The sequence below is a fragment of the Amycolatopsis keratiniphila genome, from assembly GCF_000400635.2.
GTDB classification, from domain to species: Bacteria; Actinomycetota; Actinomycetes; order Mycobacteriales; family Pseudonocardiaceae; genus Amycolatopsis; species Amycolatopsis keratiniphila.
Window position 1 is genome coordinate 3,498,111 of sequence record NC_021252.1, and the last position, 24,974, is coordinate 3,523,084.

Below are 24,974 nucleotides of genomic sequence, written 5' to 3' on the forward strand. Positions count from 1 at the left end.
CGGGGTAATCTCGCCACGTGTTGCGAGTCGGTGTCCTGGCGTACCCGGGCTGCTTCGCGTCCGAAGTCTTCGGCGTTCCCGACCTGCTCACCATGGCCACATACGTCGCCGGGCCGGACCAGGCCGGGTACGAGGTCTCCGTCGTCTCGCCCCGCCGCCGGGTCGTCGCGTCGGGCGGTGTCACGTTGACCGTCTCGCCGCTGCGCGAGGTCGACGTCCTCGTCGTGCCGGGATTCGAGTACACGCCTGGCCAGGACATCGGCGCGAAGTTGGCGAACCTCGCGAGGGAGATCGAGGCGATCCGCTCTCACGCTGCCGAAGGCAACGTCGTCGTCTCCATCTGTGTCGGCGCGTTCTTGCTCGCCGAGGCCGGACTGCTCGATCATCGCCGCGCCACCACCTCGTGGCTCTTCGCGGACGAGCTGGCTCGACGTCGTCCTGAGGCCCTGGTCCAGCCTGAACATCTCGTCGTCACCGACAGGGGAGTCACGACGACGGCGGCCTTCAGTGCCATGTACGACTTCGCGCTCGGACTGATCCGGGAACACAGCGGCGACGGGGTGGCGCGGACGACGGCACGGGTGGCGCTGGTCGACGACGCGCGGTCCTCGCAGACGCCTTACGTCGACGCGCGGCTGCTTCCGAGGCCGGGCAGCGGGTTCGCCCGCCCGGTCATGCGCTGGCTCGACCAGAACCTGGCCGTCCGATACGACCTCGCCGCCCTGGCCGACCGGTTCAACGTCAGCACCCGGACGATGTTGCGGCGCTTCGCGGAGGAAGCCGGGCAGAGCCCGCTCGAATACCTGCATTCCTCCCGGGTCCGGCGCGCCCGCCACCTCCTGGAGACGACGGACCGTACGGTCGCCGGGATCGGTGCCGCCGTCGGCTACCGGGACCCGGGGACGTTCGCCGCTCTTTTCGCGAAGCACACGGGACGGCGGCCCAGGGACTACCGCGCCACCTTCCGGCGTGACGTGGTTCGGTGATTTTCCCATTATCCGTCGCCGTCCGACCGAAATGAATTCACGAGTTCCGTCTTCCGGAATCGAAGATCGTTTTTCCGTGCTGTAGTATTCCCGTCCGGGGTGATGATCTTCGGGTGCGGATTCTGCCGGCCGGATCATCTGTTGAGTAACGATGGGGTTTCTCGGGTAATCGGCGTGCTGCCGCCGAATTATCGAACCGGGACAATTGGGGGTACTTCGGGTGAACAGTGTGAAATTGGCCGGCCCGCCGACGGTGGCGGAGCCCGGCCACGACGGAAACCGGCGGAGACCCGGCGGTGCGGCGTCCTCACGCCGGAGTTTCCTGTCGTTCGCGGGAGCGTTCGCCGCGGTCGTCGTCGGCACGGTGTTGATCGCCGTCCACGCGAGTTTCTACGGAAACTGGATGATCGACGACGCGGCGATCACTTTTGCGTACTCCCGGAACCTCGCCGACGGTTTCGGGCCGGTGCTGCAGCCGGGAGTGGAACCGGTCGAGGGCTTCTCGAACCCGGTCTGGATGGTGCTGCTGGCACTCGGCAAACTGCTCGGCCTGTTCGACAGCGGCACGATCTTCGGCATCCCCGACTACGTCCTGTTCCCCAAGGGGCTCGCGCTGCTTTGCTGCGCGGCCATCCTGGTGCTGGTGTACGTCGCGGCGAAGCGCGTGACCTCGCGGCCCGCCCTGGTCACGCTGATCGCCGGCGCGGCGCTCGCGGCCAACCCCTCGTTCGTCATCTGGTGTTTCTCCGGCCTGGAGAACTCCGTCTACGCGCTCACGGCCACCGCGCTCGCCGTGGTCATCCTGTGCGGCGTCGACTCCGGCACGCTCCTGACCGCGAAGATCGCCGTGCCCGCCGGAGCGCTCGCCGCCCTCGCCGGGCTGAGCCGTCCGGACGGGGTCATCTACGCGGCCGCGTTCCCGATCGTGGTCGCGCTGTTCACCCGCCGCGGCGGTGTGCCCACCGCCATCCGCGCGGTACTGCTGTCGGCGGCCGGGTTCGCTGTCCCCTTCGGCGGTTACCTGCTCTTCCGCTGGATCGAGTACGGGCGCCTGCTGCCCAACACCGCGGTCGCCAAGGCACAACCGCTCCCGACCATCGGCGACATCGCCAAAGCCGGCACGGTCCTCCAGTACGCGGGCTGGTTGCTGGTCGCGGTGGCGGTCGTCTGCCTCGCGTTGGTGATGCAGAAGCCGTCCAAGCTCCGCGCCGCGATGGTCGCGCTGCTGGTCCCGTTCGCCTTGTCGGTGATCGCCTTCTGTGTCCTGCAGGCCGACTGGATGGGGCAGCTCCGGTTCGCCACCCCGATCTGGGCGCTCGGCACCCTCGGCGGCACGATCGTGATCGTCGAAACCCTGCGCCGGGCCCGAATCCGCGGCCGCGTCCTGCTGGCGATCACGCTCGTCATCGCGGCGGCGTCGTCGGTCAACGGCTTCTACACGCAGGGCAAGAACTACCGTGACACACCGAAAACGCCGTTCTGCAGCGTCGTCGAGCGCGACGCCAGGGTGACCAACGGCGTGGCGGATCTGTTGCGGCTGCCCGATTCCGCGAAGATCGGCGTGATCGACCTCGGCGGTATGGCACTGGTCAGCAGGCTCCAGGTGATCGACCTCGCCGGCCTCGCCGACCGCGTCATCGCCGACTTCCTCCGCACCGCCGATTTCGCCGGAGAGCGCCGCTACGTCTTCGACGAGGCCAGGCCCGAGCTGATTTCGCTCATCGGCACGTGGGACACCACGCTTGGTTTCGCGCAGGACCCGCGGTTCGAGCAGGAGTACGAGGTGCTTTATCGCAGCCCGCGTGGGCCTGCGGCGTTCGGTGACGTCGGGGTCTGGGTGCGCAAGGATCTCGTGCGGGATCCCGCGCTGCTCGCCGAGGCGCGGCGGTACGTCACCACCGAGACGGAGAAGGTCGTCGCGGTCAACGCGGTCGCGCATCTGCGGTCCTGCGGTGACGTTCTGCGTCCGGGGCAGACACCCGGGTCGTGAGTGGCGTTTCGGGTTCTAACCCGAAACGCCACTCACGACTGCGGTCAGCAGCTGATGTACGGCATCACCCAGTCACCCCAGTCATCGGCGGAACCGTCGCCGGCGTCGTCCACGGCGAGCGCGAGCACCTGCACGCCCGTCAGCGGCACGACCAGACGCTGCGCGGCGTCCCCGTGCCGCATGTTCCCCGTGGCCTCCAGTTCGACGCCGTCCCCGAGCACCCGGAACCCGAGTGTCCCGTTCGGTCCGCGGTCGTCGATCCCCACGGTCGCGGTGAACTGCTTGCACTTGCCGCCGAGGTAGTACCGCACGACCGACGGGGCGTGCGCGCCCAGTCCGCCGCGCGTTTCGACCTTGCCGTTGATCGTGAACGGGTGGCCGTTGTCGACGCTGTCCCGCTCCACCGGTCCGAGGCCGTTCTCCGTGGAGATCCACGGTTGGGTGCTCAGCAATCCGTTGCTGTACGGCGGATTCGGCGTGAGCATCAGCGGCGACTCGGCCGAGGCGGTCGCGGTCCGCGAGCCGTGCGCGGTCGTGTACGTCACCGTGGCGGGCATCTTGAACGGCTCGGTGGCGGTCGAAACCGGGCGCAGCGTCACCGCGGTCTCCCAGGTGGCGCCCGGTTCGACGGTCCCGGTGGTCGCTTCGGCGGGGCCCTCGAACTGCCATTGCGCGGGCGCGGTCAGGCGCAGGTGGGCTCCGGTGACCGGGGTCGAGCCGGAGTTGGTGAACCTGACCGTGGTGGTCACCGGCTGGGACGGCGGCACGGAGTCGGGCAGGTCGACGGTCAGCGACGTCCGCGGTGCGGCGGCCACGTTCGTCGGCCACACCCGCAGCACGGTGGCGGCGTGCCGTCCGACGGTGCCGCCGAGCGCGCCGGTCGTCACGGTCTCGTCGCCCGTCCACAGGTCGCGCACGCGATATCCGGACGCGGCCGGGAGTCCGGCGTCGGCGACGGAAGTGGTGATCGGCGCGGCCAGTTCGCCGCGGTTGAACAGCACCAGGACGGCCGAGCCGTCGGACATCGGTTTAGCCCACACCTCGGTCCAGCCGGTGTCGCGGACCTTGCGCCCGGCGACGCCCGCCCAGTCCTGCTGGACGGCGATGATGTCGCGGTTGCTCATCTCGGCGGCCGGGAGCGTGGTGTCGGCCGACAGCGCCATATCGGCGACCAGCGGCGCGTTGAGCACCGCCCACAGCCCGAGTTTGGCCTGGCGCTCGGCGGTGTCGAGGTAGCTGAAGGTGAACGGGCCCGGCATGTTCCAGCCGCCCGGTCCCTGGTAGCCGTCGAGCCCGTACTGCTTGTCGAGACTGTTCGCCGAGTAGCCGAAGTTGTTGGTCGAGTTCTTGTAGGTGCGCCAGACCTGTGCGCCCGCCGCCCGCGCCCACAGCCATGGCTTCTGCTCGCGGTCGTAGTCGTCGATTTCGAGGGTGATCGGACGGCCGGTGCGCTTGAGCGCGTCCGCCATTTTCTTGACCCGCGCGGGAGCGTCGCCGTTGACGCTGTAACAGGTGTCGTAGCGCAGGTAGTCCGCTCCCCAGTCGGCGAAGGTCTGGGCGTCGAGGTCTTCGCGGTCGAGCGAGCCCGCCGCTTGGCGGCTGCAGGTCGTCGCGCCCGTGCCGCTGTAGAAACCGATCTTGAGCCCACGAGAGTGCACGTAGTCCACCAGTGCCGGGATGCCCGACGGGAAACCGGCGCGGGCGGTGAGCTTGCCGTCGGCGTCGCGCTGGGCCGCCTGCCAGCAGTCGCCGAGCATGACGTATTCGTATCCGGCGTCACGCAGCCCCGAGCTGACCAGCTGGTCCGCCGCGGCCTTCACGGCGTTCTCGCCCCATTGGTAGACGCAGTAGGGATCCCCGGTCGCCCAGGTGATCCCCAGCGGGGGTCTCTCGCCGGGAACCGGATCGGGCGGCGTATCGGCCGCCGCGGGAACGGCCGTCGCGAGCAGGAAAAGGGCGCAGAGAAGTACGAAGAGTCGTCGCATTGTTCCCCTCCGGAAAAGCAGACAAGACTCCCAGCATCGTCGCGCCTCGCGGCCCTGGTCAAGAGGGGTTTTTTGCCCTGGTGCGCCAGCACGGAGAGCTGTTCCGTCGTGCTTTCCGGCGCCGGTGGCCGCCTGCGTTCGGCCGTCAGACCGCAGACCGCGCCGAGGAGCACCGCGCCGATCTGCCGCGTCGCGTTCAGCACGCCGCACTGTCCACAGTGGATGTCAAGGGGAAGATCGGCAGTGCCCGCGGAAACGCATCCGCCGATCCTGGCGCTGGTGCTCGACCGGATCGACGCGAGCCTGAAGATCTGTTTCGCGCGGGAACGACGTCATCGGAACCTCGGAGTTTCCGCCGTCGAACTATCTCGACCGGTGCCGCGTCGATTCGGTGGTCTTCGACGAGCGGTGATGGTCGGCAGCGGCTGTCCGTGCCCGTTCGGTGAGGTGGTGCGCAAGAGCGGTTGCGCGGTCCCCATGTGCTGTACGGCTGGAACGCCGACGACATGGCCGCCCTGCGGGGTCCGAGTTCGGCAACCCTCGAACCGGGCCGCGAGTGACGATTCGGACTTGCGACGCTAGGTGACCAGGTCCGGCCGGACTCTCGCGATCTCCTGGGTCAGCTCCCGCATGATGGTGCTGTTCGGCAGTCTCAGTTCCACTTCGGGACCGGGAGTCGACGGGCGCGTGAACAGTTTCGCGTGGCGGCTTTCGAAGTACGGGTCCTTGGTGGTGAACACCAGAGCCGACACGATGACCTTCGCGTTCGGGTCGCCCTGGGGCCGCGGGCGCGGTTCCTGGCCGCGCACCGCACGCACCTCGTCCCATTCGATCAGGTCGGATTTGCGACCGGCTCGCCACCACAGACCACGTTCGTCGGCCGCGAAGCGAATCATGTGGGGGACCGAGCCGATCGCCGTCAGCAGACCGCCCACCGCGAGCATGCCGAAGATGAAGGCCGCGGGTTCCTCGGGCATCTTGATCCTGCGCGACGACGAGGAGCCCCCGGCTTCCGGGAAGATGGCGGCCAATCCGAAGAAGACCAGCATGGCCAGTCCGCCGATGAACAACCAGCGACTGGACCGGTACTCGATTACGGGTGTCCCTGGAGCGGGTGACCATGTCTGTTGGGGCACGACCGGCAGCGTAACCGACGATGGCCCCGTTGCCCGTATGGGCAGTCCGGCGTACCCGAAGGTCTGCCGCTGCGCGGGTGGCCGCCCGGCGCCGCCGCGATCATCGTGGGAGGACCGCCCGTCCGAGGAGGTCCGCGGTGATCCATGAGGTCGACGAGGCGCTGCGGCGGCTGGTACGAGGCGAGACCCGGCGCGGCAGCGAGATCGAGGTCGCGTTCGACGCGCCCAACAAGGAGTGGGCGGCGAGGCGCAACGCCCCGACGGTGAACGTCTATCTCTACGACGTACGCGAGGATCTTCGACGCCGCTCCCGGGGCCTGCTCAACGAGTACGACCAGCTCGGCAAGGTCTCGGCGCGACACCTTCCGCCCCGGCACATCAAGCTGTCCTATCTGGTCACCGCGTGGACGCAGCGTCCGGAAGACGAGCATCGCGTGCTGTCCGACCTGTTGCTCGGCCTGCTCGCCCACGACGCCGTCCCGGAATCGGCGCTCACCGGGTCGCTGGCCGAGATGGGCCTGCCGGTGCCGATGACGGTCGCGCTGCCGCCGCCCGAGGACCGCGCCTTCGCCGACGTCTGGACCGCCTTGGGCGGCGAGCTGAAACCGTCGCTGGACGTCGTCATCTCCGCGCCGGTCCACAGTGGACGGGTGTACACCGCCGAACGGCCGCCGGAGGAAGGCCTGAAACTCGACACCGGCGACGACCGGCTGATCGGGCACCATGTGGCGGAGAGCGGGGCGGTCGAAGGACAGCGCCGGGTCGCGATGGCGCGTACCCATCGGAAGTCCCGATGAGCCTGGAGTACCTGTTCGAGCGGCTGGCGCGGCTCGAACAGCGGATCCGGGACGCGGTCGAGAGCCGCCGGGCCGCCGACCCGAACCCCGACGACCCCTTCCGCGGGCTGTACCTGTCGAACGAGACGATCGACGCGCTGCTGGAGGGCCACCGCGAGCCGTTCCCGCCGTTCACGGACTCCGTGCCGGGCGGCCGCCTGCACCCGCTGGCGGAGCGTGCGGGACTCACCGGTGTCGACGTCGAACTGCTGCTCGTCGCGCTCGCACCCGACCTCGACAGCCGGTTCGAGCAGTTCTACGGCTACCTCAACGACGACGTGACCCGTCGGCGGGCGACGGCGGGTTTGGCCTTGCGCCTCTGCGGCGTCCCGGAGGCGTCGGCCACCGGCCGGGCGCGCCTCGACGCCGACGCTCCGCTGATCACCTGCGGCCTGCTCACCATGGAAGAGGAGGAACGCCCCTTCCTGTCACGCACGCTCCGGGTGCCCGACCGGGTGGTGAACCACCTGCTGGGCGACGACCGGCTCGCCCCGGAACTCGCCGGGTGCGCACGCCTCGGCACGAAGTTCACCGACGTGGCCGGTGCCGATCGGCTCGCCCGGGCGATCCGAGGACGGGTCGGTCTGGTCTATCTGAGGGAGCATCCCGGCGGCGGCGCCGAGGAACTCGGTGTCGCGGCGCTGACCGAGGCGGGCTTCCCCGCGCTGGTGGTCGACGCGGCACGATGGCAGGCGGAGTCCCGGCACGGCGAGCTCACCGGCTCGCTGGTGCGGGAGGCGTTGCTGCGCGGTGCGGGGCTGGTGCTGGGCCCGGTCGACGAGTCGCCGCGCCTGGAGACGCTCGCTCATCCGGCGGTCCCGTTCGTCGTGCACGGCACCGGGGCCTGGGATCCCCGATGGAGCGCGACCCCGCCGTTGCAGCTGGACGCTTTCCCCCTGCCCGCGGCGAGCCGGGTGGATCTTTGGCGCAGCCATCTCGGCGGCGTGCTCGCGCCGGATGTCGATCCGGGGGAGGCGACCGCGCATTTCGTGCTGGGACCGGGGCAGATCGCCCGCGCGGCGAAGGCGGCGTCGGTGACGGCGCTCGCCGATGGCGGGCCGGTACGGACGTCCCACCTGCGCGCGGGCGCGCGGAGCCAGAACGCGGCCGGTCTGCAGCGGCTCGCCCGTCGGATCGAACCCGTGGTCGGCTGGAGCGACCTCGTGCTGCCCGCGGGCGTACTGTCCCTTTTGGACGAACTGGCCGCGCGGGCACGCTACCGGGACCGGGTGCTCGACGAGTGGCGGATGCGGCCGGGCGGCGGCCGCGGCCGGGGCGTGACGGGGCTCTTCGCCGGGGATTCGGGGACGGGGAAGACGATGTCCGCCGAGGTCATCGCCGCCTCGCTGGGGCTGGATCTCTACACCGTGAACCTGGCGACGGTGGTCGACAAGTACGTCGGTGAGACGGAGAAGAACCTGGAACGGATCTTCACCGAGGCCGCCGGCGTCAACGGCGTGCTGCTGTTCGACGAGGCGGACGCGATCTTCGGCAAACGGTCCGAGGTGCGGGACGCGCACGACCGGTACGCGAACATCGAGAGCGCCTACCTGCTGCAGCGGATGGAAACCTTCGACGGCATCGCCGTGCTGGCGACCAACCTGCGAGCGAACCTCGATGAGGCCTTCACCCGGCGGCTGGACGTGATCGTGGACTTCCCGTTGCCGGACGTCGAGCTGCGGCGTCAGCTGTGGGACCGCTGCCTCGGCACCCGGATGCCCCGCGCCGACGACCTGGACCTCGGGTTCCTCGCCGAGGCCTTCGAGCTGGCGGGCGGGCACATCCGCTCGGCCGCGGTGACCGGTGCGTATCTGGCCGCGGAGGCAGGCCGTCCGGTGGCGATGACGGATCTGGTCGGCGCGGTCGCTCGGGAGTACCGCAAGCTGGGCAGACTCTGCCTGGACCGCGAGTTCGGGCCGTACCTGGCGCTGGTGACGGAGGGCTGACCTGCCCGTTCGGGCAGCGGATGCCGCCCTTCCGGCCGCGCATCGCAGCCTGGCGCGCGGCGCGGCGACGGCGCAAGCTGGACGGGCGGCGTAGCGACCGAGGGAGCGGACCATGCGCGGGCACAGTCACGACAACGACCTTGAACCGAGCCTGCGGCCGAAGGGCGACCGGATAGAGCGGGACGAGGGCGGCCTGCTGGGCCGCGCCGCCGCGGCCGGGCGCACCGACGTCCTCGGCCCCGCCGGCCTGCTGGACCTGCAGCGTGCCGTGGGAAACGCGGGCGTGAACACCCTGGTCGAAGAAGAACGTTCGCCGGTGCACGACGTCGTCGGCTCAGGCGGCGGCGCGCCGTTGGACGCCGTGACGCGTGCGGACATGGAGGGCCGCTTCGGCCACGACTTCGGCGACGTCCGGGTGCACACCGACGGCGCCGCGCACGATTCGGCGAAATCCGTCAACGCGCAGGCCTACACGGTGGGTTCGAACATCGTGTTCCAGCGGGACAAGTACGACCCCGGTTCGGATTCGGGCAAGCATATGCTCGCGCACGAGCTGACGCATGTCGTCCAGCAGCGCAATGGCCCGGTCGAGGGCACGGACGCCGGTGGCGGCGTGAAGGTTTCGGATCCCTCGGATCGGTTCGAGCGCGAGGCCGTCGCGAACGCGGACCGGCTGATGTCGGCTCCCGCGCCTGCCTCTGCCGTTCAGCGTTGTGAGGACGGTGGGCACGCCGCCGAGGATTCTGCCGCCGTTCAGCGCGAGGAAGCTCCTGAGGCCGAAGAAGGCGAAGAGGAGAAGATGGCGCAGACGTACGTGCAGCGTGAGGAAGAGGGCGAAGAAGAGGCCTAGCGCCCGGACTGGCGGTCATCTGCTACGAATACGGCGACCTGAAGTCCTCGACGAAGAGTCCGTGGAGCCGGGCCAGATCTCGGGAGCTGTCGCACGCCGTGTCGCTGCCGATGTACATGTAGAAATCGTGTCCGAAGTGAATGAAGAACGAGTGTGTCTGGATCTTGAACCAGGCGATCTCGCGAAGTGCGATTCGGACAAGGTCCTGAATTCGGTTCACAGGGATTACAGAACCCTCTTCCGGGGGTTTCCATGGAATCTCGGGCAGGCCCAGTGCGGTTAGTTCGGCCTGGTTTGAGGTGGAAATCTCGAAATCGGAGATCGAGACCTGGAAGGCGCTGCTTTCGACCGCAAAAGAAGCGGCGCTCTTGGAATAAGCTGATTCGACTCGCAGGTACTCTTCGACGGTGAGCTTGCCGTCGAAAGGCGTCCCGATGTCCCAGACGCTCGTCCAAGTTTTCCCTGTGAATCTTCCGGAATCGGAGCGCAGCGCGGGGTCATACTTCGTGATCCGCCATTGATGGTCCGGCATCAGTCGCCGATTTTCTTCAGATTTGCGTCGTAGGTTCCCATGCGAGTCCGTTTCGAGCCGAGGTTGATCACGCTGGTGGCCATCTTCCATACCCCTCCGATGTGGGAGTCGACGTCAGGCGTAATATACCGGTTGCTGCCTTGGCGGTAGACAGGGGCGCCGTGTGACTTGTAGTTGGTCGTCTGGAAGCCGAGTGCTTTGGCCATGGAATCCCAGTGCTCCCAGCGCCCCTTTTCGTCCTCCGATTTCGGTTTGGGATCGATGTCCTCCTTGTTGAAGTTCTGGCCGTAGCTGGAGATCGCGACGATGACCTCTTCGCATGATCGGCTGAAGCCAGGGTCGTCGACGCCTTTCTTTCGGAACAGCTCCTGGCTTCGGCGAGCCTTGTCGAGGATGTCCTGGAGTGCTGCCAGTTCCGCGACCGGTTTGGGGTCGTCGTTCTTGATGGCGCTCTGGCGGGCGAGCACCTTGGCGACGAGACCGCCTTCGCTGCTCGCCATGGTGACTGCGGCGTCGGGCTTGAAGGTGACAGTGTGGCTGTGGCCGCGCATGGAAAGGGTCTTGACCACAGGAGTGCTCGTGGGTCGAGGTTTGTCCTCCTTCTTGCCCTTCAGCTTCGACCAGATCTTCTTCCCTGCCTTGACGATCGTCCCGACCACCGTGTCGATCACCTTGCCGACCGGGGCCTGGACCTTCTCCAGGATCGACTTGATCTTCTCCGAGATCCCGCCCAGCCCGAGCAGGCTCGCCAGGAACCCGAGCACCATCGGCAGCGCCTTCGCCAGCGTGCGCTCGATCAGCCCGGCCACCGCGCCCGCGCCGCCCCGGGCGATCGACTCGACCGAGTCCAGCACCGACGAGACGAACTCCTTGATCTGGGCGGCCTTGTCGACGAAGAACATGACGATGTCGTAGATCGCCTTGCAGGCCTTGATGAACGCGGCCGCCGGGTTGAGCATCGAGATGATCCAGGTGATCCCCGCCTTGACGATCTTCTCGATCACGAATTCCTTGATCTGGCCCAGCACCAGTTCCTTGAGGTCGCCCAGTTTCTCGACCACCCAGCGCCAGAGCCCCGGCACACCTTCGGTGATCAGGATCTTGACCACCTCGAACGTCTGCTCCAGCTTGGCGAGCACGGGTTCCGGGATGAAGCGGAGAATCCGCGCGCGGACACTCGCCCAGGTGAGGCCGAGGAGCGACATGATCATCTTCAGGATGCCCTTGGCGTCCAGCGTCTCCGGGATCTCGATACCCGCGCCGGCCAGGTTTCCGAGCAGCCACGCCTTCAAGCCGTCCTTGAGGTGCTGCACGATGTTCGCGCCGAAGTTCACGACGCCGGTCTTGACCGCGTTGACCAGGTTGCCGAGGAACTCGATCGGTTTGGCGATGATCAGGCCGACCGCGTTCGCCGCCCGCGCCAGCACGCTCAGCAGCATGTCCTTCAGCTTGAGGATCGTGTCGATCGCGCCGCCGATCGCCTCCTTCGCCTTGTCCCACAGGCCTTTGTTCTCCGCCTGCAGCGCCTTGATCTCCTCGTCGACGGCGTTGCGGGCCTCGCTGTACTTCTGTGCCAGATCCTCGACCAGCGACTGTTGTTTCTCGTCGACGGAGTTCTCGAGCTCGTCGAACTGGCTGCCGAACTCCTTGGCGGCCTCGCCCGCGATCTTGCGCAGGGCGGGGGACTGCGAGTCGACCTTTTGTCGCACACGCTCGCGGCCTTCGGCGATCAGCCGTTTCGCTTCGGTCAGCTGCTGCCCGACGAAATCGGCGATCTCGCCGATGACGCCCTGCATCTTCGACTCGTAGACCTTCTTGGCCTCGAGGAAGAGGTTGTTCGCCTCGGCGGGCAGGCCGGCGAACAGGTCGTAAGTCCAGCGGGCCGCGCCGGTGACGCCGTCGTAGCGTTCGTCCTTGTACTTCTTCATCCGGGCCTGGTGGTCGGCGGTGAACGCGGCCTTCGCCGCCGCTTCGCCGGTCTCGAACCGTTTGGCCACCTGGTCGTCGAGCGCGCCGAGGACCCCCTCGACCTTCGTCTTCGTCTCCTCGAAGATCGCTTTGATCTCCGCGGTGATCCGCGCCCGGTCCTGCTCGTCCTTGGCCTTCGTGGCCGACTTCGCCGCCTGTCCGCGTTGCCCGGACGACGACCGCGCGCCGGTCATCCCCGCCATCGCGGCCTGCCCGGACGCCTGCGCCGCACCGGTGACGGCGGCCAGTCGGCCGGCCTCCGACTCGCGGACCGCCGCGGGCGCCGACGCCGTGTGCTGTTCGCCTTCCTGTTTCGCCGCGAGCGCGCCGGTGAATTCGGGCTCGTTGGACTGCGCCAGCTGCTGGTCGGTGACTCCTGCCTCGGCCATCTTGCCGTGGGTTTCGCATTGGTCGGCACGAAGGTCGGTTTGGGCGGGCGGCGCCTTGTCCGGGGTGGCCTTGCGGGGGTCCGGCGGGGACAACGCGGGCGGAGGTGGGGTTTCCGGTAGTGGTTTCACCGGCTTTTCCGTGGCCCTGCTGGTGTCCGGCGCTTCCTTGGTGCGATCGGTGACGTCCTTGGCGGAAGCATCCTTGCCGCTGGTGACCTTGCCCATCACTTCGGATTTGATCTGGTCCGCCTTGCCGGACGAGGCGAACTTGTCGGCCTCGTCGAGATTCTTCGGCGCCTGTTTGGCGACGGCGGCGTTCACCGCGGCGACGAAGGCGGCCTTGTCGAACCCCGCGGGTTTGGCGGCGGCCATCTTGTCGGCCTGCGCCGCCTTGGCTTGGGCTTCCTTGTCGTCGGCGGGCGCGACCGCGGCGTCCTGCGCCTTCTTGACCTCCGCGGACGCCGGGGGATGCGCCTTGGCCGCCTTCGCCTGCCCGCTGACGTCCTTCTTGAGCGAACCGAACTTCGGGTCCGACGCGGGTGGCGCGCCGGTGGGCGAGACCGGGGGAGCGGGACAGCTGCTGCGCTGCAAACCGACGAGGCGGGTCACCGCCGCGTTGCCCGCGGCGGCCTGCAACCGCAGCAGCGCGGGCGGGGTGGCACGGCGCGCGGGCTTCACCGGCCGCGCGGGTTGCGCGCCCGGGGCCTGTGTCGCCTTGTCCCGGCCCGCCGGCATGCCTCCACTTTCGGCTTCGCCGGGCCGGTTGCCAACAGCCGGAGGGGCGGGCACCACTGCCCGGACGGGCAGTTGCCTTTTCGGGCAGAGATTGGTTCCCGCGGACCTAGCCGCTTGGTCGTTTCGCCGCGAACGCCCACACAGGAGCATCGCCGATGTCAGCGAGTGCGCCGAAAAGGGGAGGCACGCATGCCCACCTATCTCACGCCGGGTGTGTACGTCGAGGAGATCGAGGCCGGCGCCCGGCCGATCGAGGGTGTGGGCACCGCCGTCGCCGCCTTCGTCGGTTTCGCGGCGGACGGACCCTTCAACACGCCCACCCTGGTGTCCAACTGGACCCAGTTCACCCAGACCTTCGGCGACTTCGTCGAAGGCTGCTATCTGGCCCAGTCGGTCTACGGCTACTTCCTCAACGGCGGCGCCAACTGCTACATCGTCCGCATCGGCGGTCCGCGGGGGCAGGAGAACGGTGAGACGCCGAAGGCGGCGACACGCCAGGCCGTGCTCGGTGGCTACCGGTTCGTCGCGAAAGAGCTCAGTAGTGGTGGACAGCCAGGAGAGCTCACCGTCGAGGTCGCCGAACCGACCGGCGAGAACCCCGGCGACGACCGGTTCACCGTGCTCGTCAAGAAGGACGGCAAGGTCGTCGAGACCCACAACGTGACCACCAAGCGCACCAAGGAGAACGTCGTCACGCTGGTGCGCGAGAAGTCCAGCTTCATCACGATCGAAGAGCTCGCGACCGGTGGCGCGGTGGCGAAGCCGGACCGTGGCACCGCGGTGCTCACCGAGGCGCCGCAGCCGCCGCCCGTCCCGCGTCGCATCGCCGCCGACGACTACGTCGGCGACGTCGCCGACCGCACCGGTTTCGGTGGCCTGGAGGCGATCGACGAGATCACCATGGTCGCGGTGCCGGATCTGATGGCCGCCCACCAGCGCGACCTGATCGACCTCGACGGGGTCAAGGCCGTGCAGCTGGCGATGATCGCGCACTGCGAGCTGATGGGCGACCGGATGGCGATCGTCGACCCGCCGCCCGGGCTCAACCCGCAGGAGGTCCGCTCCTGGCGGATGGACCAGGCCGGGTACGACTCGAAGTACGCGGCGTTGTACTACCCGTGGGTGCAGGTGCTCGACGCCGCCAGCGGGACCAACACCTACGTGCCGCCGAGCGGGTACATGGCGGGCGTGTGGGCGCGGACCGACGCGACCCGCGGTGTCCACAAGGCACCGGCGAACGAGGTCGTCCGCGGCGTGCTGGCGCTCGAAACGCATCTGACCAAGGCGGAGCAGGAACTGCTCAATCCGATCGGCGTGAACTGCGTCCGCTCCTTCGCGGGCAAGGGGATCCGGATCTGGGGAGCGCGCACGTTGTCGAGCGACCCGGCGTGGCGCTACCTCAACGTGCGGCGACTGTTCAACTATCTCGAGGAATCGATCCTCAACGGCACCCAGTGGGTCGTGTTCGAGCCGAACGACGACGCGCTGTGGGCCCGCATCCGGCGCACGATCAGCGCCTTCCTGGTGATGGAGTGGCGCAAGGGCGCGCTGTTCGGCCTCACTCCCGACGAGGCCTTCTTCGTGAAATGCGACCGGGAGACCAACCCGGCCGAGGGGATCGACCTCGGCCAGGTGATCTGCGAAGTGGGCATCGCGCCGGTCAAACCGGCGGAGTTCGTGATCTTCCGGCTGGCCCAGATGTCCGGCGGCACCAGCCTGGTCAACGAATAGTGAAAGGGCTCCGAAATGGCACTTCCCGATCTTGACAAGGCCGTCGGCCACTCCTTCGGGCTCGAAATCGATGGCGTCCAGATCAAGCAGATCTCCGAGGTCTCCGGACTGAAGATGGAGCAGGACGTCATCGAGCTCAAGCAGAACACCGTGGACGGCAAGTACGTCATCAAGAAGCTCCCCGGCCGCCCGAAGGCAGGGGAGGTGACGCTGACCCGTGGCCTGACCGACGACAGCAGCTTCGAGAAGTGGGTCAAGGACGCGCACTTCGGCAAGATGGGTTCCGCCCGTAAAGGCGGGGCGATCATCGTCTACGACTACGAAGGCACCGCGCTCAAGCGCTACAAGCTCACCAACGCGTGGCCGAAGAGCCTGGAGATCGGTTCGCTGAAGGCGGGCGACACCAGTGTGCTCACCGAAAAGCTCGTGGTCACCTACGAGCAGATGGAAGTCGAGTGAGCCCATGCGCAGGGTGATGGCGTCGGCGCCGGCCGAAGAAGCTCCTGTCGTGCCGGAAGCACAGGCGCGGCCGAAGCTGCGGACCGAGTTCGCGTTCGAACTCCCGCGCGGCTACGTCGACGACGCGGGAAACGTGCACCACTCCGGCGTGATGCGGCTGGCGACCGCGCGGGACGAGCTCGTCCCGCTGCGGGACGACCGGGTCCGCGAGAACTCGGCCTTCCTCACGGTGGTGCTGCTGGCCAGGGTGATCACCCGGATCGGCGACGTCACCGATGTGCACGCCGGGGTCATCGAGAACCTGTTCGCTTCGGATCTGGCGTTCCTGCAGGACATGTACCGGCGGATCAACAGCGAAGGCCATACGCGGGCGGGTGTCGGCTGCCCGGAGTGCGGCCACGAGTTCGTCGTCGACGTCGCCGGTGGCCGCCTGGGGGAATCGTGACGTACGCGGCCGGACGGCTGCACGAGGAAGTCGCGTACGTCGCCTATCACCTGCACTGGTCGCTCGACGACATCCTCGACCTCGAACACCACGACCGGTTGACCTACGTCGCCGAGATCGCCCGGATCAACACTCGGATGAGCGAGGGACGGTGACGCTTCGATGTGGACGTGGCGCAGGAAGGAGCCGGGCACGCCCCCGGAAACGCCGTCGCCGGCCACGCTGCCGGTGACCCGTGCCGAATGGCGAAGCCTGCCGCCGATCCAGCGCGTCGTCGCCGAGCATCCGTTGATCAATCCGGTGCAGCGGTTCAGTTCCTCGCTGACGTCGTGGCGGAGCCCGGCCTACCTGGAGCCGCTGGGCCACCGGGTCGGCCCGGCGGAGCCCTCGGGGGTCATCGACGGGCTCGCGCGGGCACCGGTGCCCCCGCCGGACCTGCCCGTGGTGCAGCGATCTGCCCGCAAACGTGGCGTGCTGTCACGTCTTTGGGGAACGTCGGTGCAGCGTGCCGCCGAGCCGGAGATCCCGGTCAGCGTTGTCCCCGAACCGGAGGCACCGGTGTCCGCTGCGGCGCACGACGAGCCGCTGCCGGACGAACCGGCGCGGGCTTTCGAGCCGACGGCCGCGGTGGAGCCGACGGCCGTGCTCGTGCTGCCGTCCGTCGCGGCGGCGTCGCGTGACGCCGACCGGCCGCCGATGCCGTTGACCTCCGCCGGTCCGTCGGTGGTCTCGGCGCGCCCGCCGGTGCGGACGGTCCAGGCGGTCCGGTCGGAGACTCCGGGTGCTCCGCTCCAGATGCCGGAGCCTGCTTCCGAGCATGACCCTCGTCCCAGCCCGATGGCGCCGGAGCCCGAGGTGGTCGGCGTTCCGACCGTGCCGGTCCCGCTCCCCGCGGAGGTGGCGACCCCGCGGCCGGGTGAGCCTTCGCTACCGGTCGTCCAGCGGACGGAACAGGTCGAGGCGGCCCCACGGCGGCTCGGGCTCGGCGCGCCGATCCTGCCGGACCCGGTCCAGGCCGAGACGCCGGCGGTATTCGAAGATGACATCGCCGAGGTGAAGGCGCCGCTGGCGGGTGACGTCGAGACTTCGGTGCTGCCCACCGTGCCGGCCGATCCGGTGCCGGCCGAGGCGCCGCCGTCCGGGTCCCGGACCTCCAATCCGGCGGCCGTCCAGCGTTCGGTCGTCGAATCGGCTCGGGAGCTTCCGTCGCCGGAACGTCGGGATGTGCCGCAGGCCGGGGATCCGGTTCGGAAGCCGGTGCAGCGGCTGCGGGATGAATCCCCGGTGGAGTCGGGGTCGGTGCAGCGTCCGCGGGATGAGTCGCCGGGGAAGTCGTCGTCGGTTCTGGGGTTGGTGCAGCGCTCGGGGGATGAGTCGCGAGTGGAGTCGGGGTCGGTGCAGCGTCTGCGGGTCGAGTCGGCGGGGGAGTCGTCGTCGGTTCAGCGAACTTTGGGGGATGAGTCGCCGGGGGAGCCGGCGTTGGTTCAGCGACCCGTGCAACGGCTTCGGGATGAGCCGCCGTCGGTTCTGGGGTTGGTGCAGCGCTCGGGGGACGAGTCGCCGGTGGAGTCGGGGTCGGTGCAGCGTCCGCGGGTCGAGTCGCCGGGGGAGCCGGCGTTGGTTCAGCGAGCTTTGGGGGATGAGTCGCCGCGGGGGTCGGGGTTGGTTCAGCGACCCGTGCAACGGCTTCGGGATGAGCCGCCGTCGATTCTGGGGCTGGTGCAGCGCTCGGGGGATGAGTCGCGAGTGGAGTCGGGGTCGGTGCAGCGTCCGCGGGTCGAGTCGCCGGGGGAGCCGTCGTCGGTTCAGCGAACCCTGCGGGATGAGCCGCCAGGGAAACCGGCGTCCGTGCAGCGCTCGCGGGATGAATCACCAGGCGGGCCGACACCGGTTCAAAGGCCGGTACAGCGCCTGCGGGATGAGCCGCCATCGGGTCGGCGTCCGGTGCAGCGCCTGCGCGACGAATCACCACGCGAGCCGGTGGCAACCCTCGAGAACACGCCGATCCCGGTCTCCCGCGCGGTCGAACCGCCACCCAGCCTGCCGACGGTCACCTCGTCACCCGGCACCACCTTCCACCCACCCGGACCACCACGAATCCGTTCCGGGACAACGGAAACCCCAGAGCCGCCCGGAACGCCGGGCGGCTCGGCGAGCGCGCCACCGGCACCGGTGATCCCGACGTCACCACTGCCGGTGGCACGAGTCGTCGACGGCACGGCCGCGGCGGTGAGCCGGCGTCCGACCCTGACCGCCTTGGTGAGCGATCGCGGAGCGGCACCGCCGATCCAGCGCGTCCACGAGCCGAGCCCGTTCGTGCCAGAGACGGGACCGGCCAAGGCGGTCGTTCAACGGAAATCCCCTCCGCCGGCGACAACGCTTCCCGTAGCGAGAAACCCCGAACCTCGATCCACAGTGGACATTCCGCGCGCCTTACAGCGCACTATGTCCACCGAGGCCGCCGCTGACGGCAATGGCCTCGTGCTCAACCTGCCGTCCGTCGTCGTGCCGCGACAGCCCGAAACCCCGGTCGTCCAGCGCGAGCCGGAAACTCCACCACCGCCGGAGCCCGTCGCACCGCCACCCGCGGCGCAGGGGCCCGCGACGGCACAGGCGGCACCGGCGGCGCAGCCGGAGACCGAGGAACTCGTCAAGAAGCTTTTCGACCCGCTGCTGCGGCGGCTGAAGACCGAACTCCGTCTCGACCGTGAGCGCCGTGGCGCGCTCACCGATCGCCCGTACTGAAGGAGAAGCCGATGCCGGACGCGGAAGAAGCCGTCGCCGTTTGTTACGTCGTGAAGCTCGACGACAAGAACCTCGGCAACCTCGGCGCGTTCAGCAGTTGCGATGGGCTGGGCTGCGAGTTCGTCATGGAGCAGCGGGAGGAGGGCGGCAACAACGGGATGGTCTGGCAGCTCCCGACGCGGATCAAGTACTCCAACATCAAGCTGTCCCGCCCGGTCACCGAAGCCAGCTCGCAGATCACGAAGTGGTTCGCCGGTATGGCAGGCGGCATCGAGCGCAAGACCGCGACGATCGAAGCGCGCACCCTCGACGGCACCGTGATCGCCAGCTGGTCGCTGGAGGGTGTCGTCCCCGTGCGGTGGAGCGGGCCGCAGCTTTCGCCCGACTCGCCGAAGGTCGCCACCGAGACGCTCGAACTGGCCCACCACGGCTTTCTCAGCCCGGCGAAGAAGGGCTAGCCATGTCCTCACCCGTCACGTTCACCTCCGCCGGATCCCAGCCGCCCGCGGCGTACGGCTCCGGCGAACCCGCGCCGAACAACCTCCAGCGCGCGCTGCTGGAAGTCCGCAAACCCCCGCAGTCCGGCGGCACCGGGCAGCCCGGCACGAAGCTGTTCGAGATCAAGTTCCAGTTCAACCCCAAGGAACTCTCGCTCACCAAGAACGCCAAATGGGCCCGCGACCCGCAGCGCAACGCGAAGAAAAGCGGACCGCCGGAGTTCAAGGGCTCTGACCCGTGCAAGCTCGCGCTGGAGATGTTCCTCGACGCCACCGACAAGATGGACGACGCCGTCGTCAAGAAGGTCGAGCAGCTCTTCACCTGCTGTGTCGCCACGGAGGAAAGCCGGCAGCACGGCAAGGGTTCGCCGCCGTGGGTGATCTTCAAATGGGGCGGCATGACCGGCTTCCCCGCGTACGTCGCCAGTGTGACCGCGAAGTACACGCTGTTCACGCCGTCGGGTACCCCGGTGCGCGCGGTCTGCACGGTGAACCTGGAGGAGATCGCCGGCGAGCTGAGCGGGCAGAACCCGACCTCGGGTGCGCTGGCGGCACGGGACACCCACGTGTTCGTCGCCGGTGATTCCCTGCAGGCGGTGGCGTTCCGTGCCTACGGCGACGCGGGGAAGTGGCGCGAGATCGCCGACGCCAACGACATCGACGACCCGATGCGGCTGCGGCCCGGCACCCGGTTGCTCGTGCCGGCGCTGGAGGAACTCGATGGCTAACGAGAGTTTCGCGAACAACCTCATCGTCGAGGTCGCCGGGGGCCCGCTGCCCGACGACGTGAAGACGCTGCTCTCCTACGCCTACGTCGACGACAGCCGGAACCTGCCGGACATGTTCGTCCTGCGGTTCCGCGACTCCGGGCACGTGGTGCTGGACAAGGGGAAGTTCACCGTGGGCGCGCCGATCAAGCTGAAGGTGCAGACCTCCGATCCCGAAGCGCCGCAGGAACTGCTTTCCGGCGAGGTCACCGCGGTCGCGATCGACCTCGACCGGATCGGCACCTTCACCGAAGTCCGCGGCTACGACCACGCGCACCGGCTGTTCCGTGGCCGCCGGGTCGCGGTCTATCCGGGGATGAGCCTCGCGGACGTCGTCACCAAGGTGACGCAGCGCGCCGGGCTGAAGGTCGGCAAGATCGATCCGGTCCCCGGGGTCGGCGGCCGTCCGCATACCCAGTTCAGCCAGGACAACGTCAGCGACTGGGATTTCCTGTCCCGGCTGGCGGAGTCGGTCGGCGCCCAGATCGTCGTGCGCGACGGCGCGCTGAACTTCCGCCTCGCGGAGAAGCCTTCGGCCGCACCCGCCACCACCGCGAAGGCCAACACCGATCCGCTGGTGCTGGAGGCACACCGGACGCTGGTCAGCCTGCGCGCCAGTGTCACCGCGGCCGAGCAGGTGCCCGAGGTCGAGGCCCGCGGCTGGGACATCACCAGGAAGCAGCCCCTGTCGGCCACCGAGAAGCCGAAGAACGCGGGAACCGAGGTCGAAGGCGTCGACCCGGTCTCGCTCGCGAAAAAGTTCTCCAGCCCCAAGTACGTCTCGGCGGATACGCCGCGGCGGACCCAGGCCGAGACCAAGGCGGCGGCGGTCGCGCTGTCCGAACGGCTCGGCGGCGCCTGCACCGAACTCGACGGGGTCGCCAAGGGCAACCCGAAGCTCCGGGCGGGCGCGGCGGTGACGCTGACCGGCGTCGGTAAACCGTTCGCCGGCAAGTACACGCTCACGAGCACCCGGCATCTGTTCAACGCGGAAGTCGGCTACACCACCGAGTTCGCCGTCTCCGGCAGGCAGGAACGGTCCCTCTACGGGCTGGTCGCCGGTGGCTCCAGGACGTCGGCGTGGCCAGGAGTGGTGCCCGCGGTGGTCAGCGACGCCAAGGATCCCGCCGGGCTCGGCCGGGTCAAGCTGACCTTTCCCTGGCTGGATCAGAACTTCACCAGCAACTGGGCGCGCACGGTGCAGCCCGGTGCCGGGAACGGGCGGGGCGCGATGGTGATGTCCGAGGTCGGCGACGAAGTGCTCGTCGGCTTCGAGCAAGGCGATTTCGAGGCGCCGTATGTGCTCGGCGGGTTGTATAACGGCGTAGACGCGGTGCCGAAGTTCACCGCGTCGCCGATCGACGGCAACAGCGGCGAGATCGCCGTGCGGGGTTTCGTCTCCCGCAAGGGGCACAAGCTCGAGTTCGCCGAACAGGACGGCATCGTCGTCGCGTCCGGGGACGGGAAGCTCGTGGTCAAGCTCGACCAGAAGAACCAGATGATCGAGGTGACCAGCGGCAAGGGCGTCGCGGTGAAGGCGCGGAACGGGGTGAGCATCGACGCGGGCAGCGGTCCGCTGGAGCTCAAGGGACAGAAGGTGTCCGTGCAGTCGGCGACCGAGGCGACCGTCGAAGCGCGCAGCAGCCTGAAGCTTTCGGGCACGGCGGGTGTGACCGTCGAAGGCGCGACGGTTTCGGTCAAGGGACAGGGCCAGGCGGAGCTGAGCGCGAGCGGTGTCGTGACCGTGCGCGGCGGCGTGGTCAAGATCAACTGAGGGGGAGTGGGCATGCCACCAGCCGCGAGGGTCGGCGACCCGACCGGGCATCCGGGCGTCATCGTCGGGCCCGGTGTGCCGACCGTGCTCATCGGCGGGGTGCCCGCCGCCACCGTCGGCACGCCGCACACCTGCTCGTTCCCGCCGCCCGCGGTGCATCCGCCGACGCCGATCGTGCCGCCGGGCTGCCCGACGGTGCTGATCGGCGGCCTGCCCGCGGCCCGCATGGGCGACCTGGCCGCCTGTGGCGCGCCGATCGTCCTCGGCTGCCCGACCGTCCTGATCGGAGGATGACATGGATTTCCTCGGCAGGGGACTGGCTTTCCCGGTGCGCACCGACGCGACGGGGTCGATCGCCCTGGTCGGCGGGGAGCGCGAGGTCGTCGAGAGTATCCGGCTGATCCTGGCCACCGCCCCCGGCGAGCGGCCGATGCGCCCCGAGTTCGGCTGCGCGGTGCACGATCTCGTGTTCGCGCCCGCGGATTCGGCCACCGCCGGGCAGATCGCCTACGAGGTGCGCACCGCGCTGGAGCGGTGGGAGCCGCGGATCACGCTCACCGACGTCGTGGTCGGGTTCTCCGAGGCCGAACGCGGAACGTTGTTGATCGACATCAAATACCACCTGCGCGGGACCAATGACCCGCGCAACCTGGTGTTCCCGTTCTACGTCATCCCGCCGCACGAGTCCACTGAGGACGGTGCGTGATGTCGCTGCCCATGCCCAACCTCGACGACCGACGCTTCCAGGACCTGGTCGACGAAGCCAAGTACCTCGTCCAGCGCAACTGTCCGGAATGGACGGATCACAACGTCTCCGACCCCGGCGTGACGTTGATCGAGACCTTCGCGCAGATGGTCGACCAGGTGCTCTACCGGCTCAACCGGGTGCCGGACCTGCACTACCTGCGGTTCCTCGACCTCATCGGCGTGCGGTTGTTCGCGCCGACCGCCGCGCGCACCGACGTGACGTTCTGGCTTTCCGCGGCACGTGACGTCCCGGTGGTCGTGTCCGCGGGGAAACAGGTCGCGAGCGTACGCGACGAGGTCGAGGATCCCGTCGTGTTCACGGTGGAGCGCACGCTGACGATCGTGCCGTGCTCGCTCACCGGCCTGGCGACCGGTGACGCGGACCCCGGTGTGCCGCCGGTCGACCGCACCGACGGGCTGCTGGTCGGCGGCGAACCCGCGTGCTTCGCCGAAAACCCCGCGCCCGGCGACGCCGTCTACTTCGGACTGTCGGACGCCGTACCGGGCTGCGCGGTGCTGCTGCGGATGGACTGCGAGGTCGAGGGACAGGGCGTCGATCCGCACGACCCGCCGTGGGTGTGGGAGGCCTGGGACGGGCGCGGCTGGGCCGCCGGCGAGATCGACCGGGACAGCACCGGCGCGTTCAACCGGCCCGGCGACGTCGTGCTGCACGTACCGCCGGGGCATACGGCGTCGGTGCTCGGCGGGCGGCACGCGGGCTGGATCCGTTGCCGCTTGACGGAACCGAAGCAGAACCAGCCGTTCTTCCAGCGGTCGCCGCGGCTGCGCTCGGTCGAGGCGTCGACCATCGGCGGCACGGTCGGCGCGGTGCACGCCGAGGTCGTGCACGGCGAGATCGTCGGCACCTCCGACGGTCTGCCCGGACAGCGGTTCCCGCTCGGCAGGCGTCCGGTGGTCGCCGGCGGGGAGGAGCTGATCGTGGAGGTGTCCGGTCCCGACGGCTGGCAGGAATGGACCGAGGTGTCCTCGTTCGCCGAATCGGGCCCGGACGACCGGCACGTCCAGCTCGACCGGGTCGCCGCTGAGATCGCGTTCGGCCCCGCCGTGCGCCAGCCCGAGGGCGGCGTCCGGTACTACGGCGCCGTTCCGGCCAAGGCCGCCGCGATCCGGGTGCCGTCGTACCGGGCCGGTGGCGGCCGGCGCGGGAACGTCGCCCGTGAAGTGCTGGAGGTGCAACGGGATCCGATCCCGTTCGTCAGCAGCGTGGTGAACCGGCGGCCGGCGACCGGCGGGGTGGACGGCGAGTCGGTGCGGGACGCGGCGGTCCGCGGTCCGCTGCTGCTGCGCACCCGCGACCGCGCCGTCACCGCCGAGGACTACGAACAGCTCGCCCGTGAAGCGGCACCCGAGGCGGCGAGGGTGCGCTGTGTGCCCGCGCACGGCGCCGACGGCCGCGAGACCGGCGCGATCCGCGTCCTCGTCGTGCCAGCGGTCCCCGACACGGGCGAGCTGAAGTTCGCGACGTTGATGCTCGACCCCGGGATGCGGACCAGGATCGAGCGGTATCTGGACGAACGTCGCTGTGTCGGCGCCCTCGTTTCCGTGGAAGCGCCGTTCTACCACGGGGTCACGGTCGTCGCCCGGCTGCGATCGCGCCGCCGGACCAGCCCCGGCGCCCTCGGCCCGCGGGCGACGCAGGCGCTCTACGAGTACTTCAACCCGCTCACCGGCGGGCCGGACGGCGACGGCTGGCCGTTCGGGCGGCCGGTGCAGTCCGGCGAGGTCTTCGCCGTGCTGCAACGGCTTCCCGGGGTCGAGATGGTGGAGGACGTGCGCCTGTTCGCGGCGAACCCGGTCACGCGGGAACGCGGCGAGCAGGTGGACCGGCTCGACCTGCCGCCCCACGCGCTCGCGTTCTCGTTCGGGCATCAGGTCCGGGTCCGGGAGAGTGACCGATGAGAGCGGCCGTGCCCGGGCTGCCGAGCCCGCATCCGATCGGCGAGCAACTGCCCTCGGTCTACGCCGAGGACCGGTTCGTCCAGGGCTTCACCGGTGCGCTCGACGAAGTGCTCGCACCGGTTTTCGCGACGCTGGACAACTTTTCCGGTTACCTCGACCCGAAGCTGGCACCGGAGGATTTCGTCGGCTGGCTGGCGCATTGGGTGGCGCTGCGCGTCGACGAAGGCTGGAGCCCGGTCCGGCTGCGCGAACTCGTGACCCGGTCGGTCGAACTGCATCGGTGGCGCGGCACGCAGCGCGGGCTCGCCGAGCACGTGCGGCTGCTGACCGGTGGCGCGGTCGAGGTGACCGACAGCGGCGGTGTCGTGGCGTCGCCGGAGCCCGGAGCGCCGCTCCCGGATCCGGGGCCGCCGTGGGTCCACGTGCGTGTGCGGGTGCCCGATCGGAGCCGGATCGACGAACGGCGGCTGACGGCGACGGTCGTGGACGCGGTGCCCGCCCACGTGCGCGTCACGGTGGAAGTGGTGGAGGGGTAG

21 protein-coding genes are annotated in these 24,974 nt (G+C 69.2%); 17 read left to right on the forward strand and 4 right to left on the reverse strand.

What is annotated here, in order from left to right; translation table 11 throughout:
- The first annotated feature begins 17 nt into the window (after nt 1–17).
- Together AORI_RS57115 and AORI_RS57120 are read left to right on the forward strand one after the other, a co-directional pair.
- Entirely contained in the window at nt 18–986 is a 969-nt protein-coding gene (locus AORI_RS57115) for a GlxA family transcriptional regulator (RefSeq protein WP_016333579.1), read from the forward strand.
- Nucleotides 987–1,206: 220 nt separating this feature from the next.
- Entirely contained in the window at nt 1,207–2,976 is a 1,770-nt protein-coding gene (locus AORI_RS57120; RefSeq protein ID WP_016333580.1) for a hypothetical protein, read from the forward strand.
- A gap of 44 nt (nt 2,977–3,020) precedes the next feature.
- Here the strand turns inward: AORI_RS57120 and AORI_RS57125 are convergent, their stop codons facing one another.
- A complete protein-coding gene (locus AORI_RS57125) occupies nt 3,021–4,961 on the reverse strand; it encodes an NPCBM/NEW2 domain-containing protein (RefSeq protein ID WP_016333581.1) in 1,941 nt (646 codons plus the stop codon).
- Between the two features lie 578 nt (nt 4,962–5,539).
- The gene (locus AORI_RS57130) at nt 5,540–6,097 is read right to left on the reverse strand and encodes a hypothetical protein (protein WP_046199784.1); all 558 of its coding nucleotides are present in this window, start codon (nt 6,095–6,097) and stop codon (nt 5,540–5,542) included.
- A 137-nt stretch (nt 6,098–6,234) separates the two neighbouring features.
- Between AORI_RS57130 and AORI_RS57135 the strand changes: the two genes are divergently transcribed.
- From AORI_RS57135 to AORI_RS57145, 3 genes are all read left to right on the forward strand, one after another.
- Nucleotides 6,235–6,894 (forward strand): Pvc16 family protein, encoded by a 660-nt coding sequence (locus tag AORI_RS57135; RefSeq protein ID WP_016333584.1) that lies wholly within the window; start codon nt 6,235–6,237, stop codon nt 6,892–6,894.
- Nucleotides 6,891–8,879: an ATP-binding protein gene (locus AORI_RS57140; RefSeq protein WP_016333585.1), complete on the forward strand. Its 1,989-nt coding sequence runs from the start codon at nt 6,891–6,893 to the stop codon at nt 8,877–8,879. The genes AORI_RS57135 and AORI_RS57140 overlap by 4 nt, the downstream gene beginning before the upstream one ends.
- Before the next feature lie 112 nt (nt 8,880–8,991).
- On the forward strand, nt 8,992–9,729 hold the full coding sequence (locus tag AORI_RS57145) for an eCIS core domain-containing protein (protein ID WP_016333586.1): 738 nt from the start codon (nt 8,992–8,994) through the stop codon (nt 9,727–9,729).
- Between the two features lie 22 nt (nt 9,730–9,751).
- Here AORI_RS57145 and AORI_RS57150 read toward each other — a convergent pair whose 3' ends face one another.
- Entirely contained in the window at nt 9,752–10,261 is a 510-nt protein-coding gene (locus AORI_RS57150) for a hypothetical protein (protein ID WP_016333587.1), read from the reverse strand.
- Nucleotides 10,261–13,353, reverse strand: a complete 3,093-nt coding sequence (locus AORI_RS57155) for a toxin C-terminal domain-containing protein (RefSeq protein WP_016333588.1) — start codon at nt 13,351–13,353, stop codon at nt 10,261–10,263. The genes AORI_RS57150 and AORI_RS57155 overlap by 1 nt, the downstream gene beginning before the upstream one ends.
- A 189-nt stretch (nt 13,354–13,542) precedes the next feature.
- Here AORI_RS57155 and AORI_RS57160 point away from each other — a divergent pair, with 189 nt between their 5' ends.
- Genes AORI_RS57160 through AORI_RS57220 form a run of 12 tightly spaced genes read left to right on the forward strand, consistent with a single transcriptional unit; the run spans nt 13,543 to nt 24,974 of the window.
- Nucleotides 13,543–15,084 carry a phage tail sheath family protein gene (locus AORI_RS57160; RefSeq protein WP_016333589.1) on the forward strand — a complete coding sequence of 514 codons (1,542 nt, stop codon included), beginning with the start codon at nt 13,543–13,545 and terminating at the stop codon, nt 15,082–15,084.
- A gap of 15 nt (nt 15,085–15,099) precedes the next feature.
- Nucleotides 15,100–15,543, forward strand: a complete 444-nt coding sequence (locus AORI_RS57165) for a phage tail protein (protein WP_016333590.1) — start codon at nt 15,100–15,102, stop codon at nt 15,541–15,543.
- Between the two features lie 4 nt (nt 15,544–15,547).
- Nucleotides 15,548–15,988, forward strand: a complete 441-nt coding sequence (locus AORI_RS57170) for a hypothetical protein (protein ID WP_016333591.1) — start codon at nt 15,548–15,550, stop codon at nt 15,986–15,988.
- A complete protein-coding gene (locus AORI_RS83890) occupies nt 15,985–16,143 on the forward strand; it encodes a DUF6760 family protein (RefSeq protein WP_016333592.1) in 159 nt (52 codons plus the stop codon). Before AORI_RS57170 ends, AORI_RS83890 begins: the two co-directional genes overlap by 4 nt.
- A gap of 7 nt (nt 16,144–16,150) precedes the next feature.
- A complete protein-coding gene (locus AORI_RS83350) occupies nt 16,151–18,733 on the forward strand; it encodes a hypothetical protein (RefSeq protein ID WP_016333593.1) in 2,583 nt (860 codons plus the stop codon).
- Between the two features lie 11 nt (nt 18,734–18,744).
- Nucleotides 18,745–19,191 (forward strand): phage tail protein, encoded by a 447-nt coding sequence (locus AORI_RS57190; protein ID WP_016333594.1) that lies wholly within the window; start codon nt 18,745–18,747, stop codon nt 19,189–19,191.
- 2 nt (nt 19,192–19,193) lie between these two features.
- A complete protein-coding gene (locus AORI_RS57195; RefSeq protein WP_016333595.1) occupies nt 19,194–19,958 on the forward strand; it encodes a CIS tube protein in 765 nt (254 codons plus the stop codon).
- On the forward strand, nt 19,951–21,771 hold the full coding sequence (locus tag AORI_RS57200; protein ID WP_016333596.1) for a VgrG-related protein: 1,821 nt from the start codon (nt 19,951–19,953) through the stop codon (nt 21,769–21,771). Before AORI_RS57195 ends, AORI_RS57200 begins: the two co-directional genes overlap by 8 nt.
- 12 nt (nt 21,772–21,783) lie before the next feature.
- The gene (locus AORI_RS57205) at nt 21,784–22,065 is read left to right on the forward strand and encodes a PAAR domain-containing protein (RefSeq protein ID WP_016333597.1); all 282 of its coding nucleotides are present in this window, start codon (nt 21,784–21,786) and stop codon (nt 22,063–22,065) included.
- Between the two features lies 1 nt (nt 22,066).
- Nucleotides 22,067–22,477 carry a GPW/gp25 family protein gene (locus AORI_RS57210; protein ID WP_016333598.1) on the forward strand — a complete coding sequence of 137 codons (411 nt, stop codon included), beginning with the start codon at nt 22,067–22,069 and terminating at the stop codon, nt 22,475–22,477.
- A complete protein-coding gene (locus AORI_RS57215) occupies nt 22,477–24,438 on the forward strand; it encodes a putative baseplate assembly protein (RefSeq protein ID WP_016333599.1) in 1,962 nt (653 codons plus the stop codon). Before AORI_RS57210 ends, AORI_RS57215 begins: the two co-directional genes overlap by 1 nt.
- Nucleotides 24,435–24,974, forward strand: coding sequence for a phage tail protein (locus AORI_RS57220; RefSeq protein ID WP_043848068.1), 540 nt, complete (start codon nt 24,435–24,437; stop codon nt 24,972–24,974). The genes AORI_RS57215 and AORI_RS57220 overlap by 4 nt, the downstream gene beginning before the upstream one ends.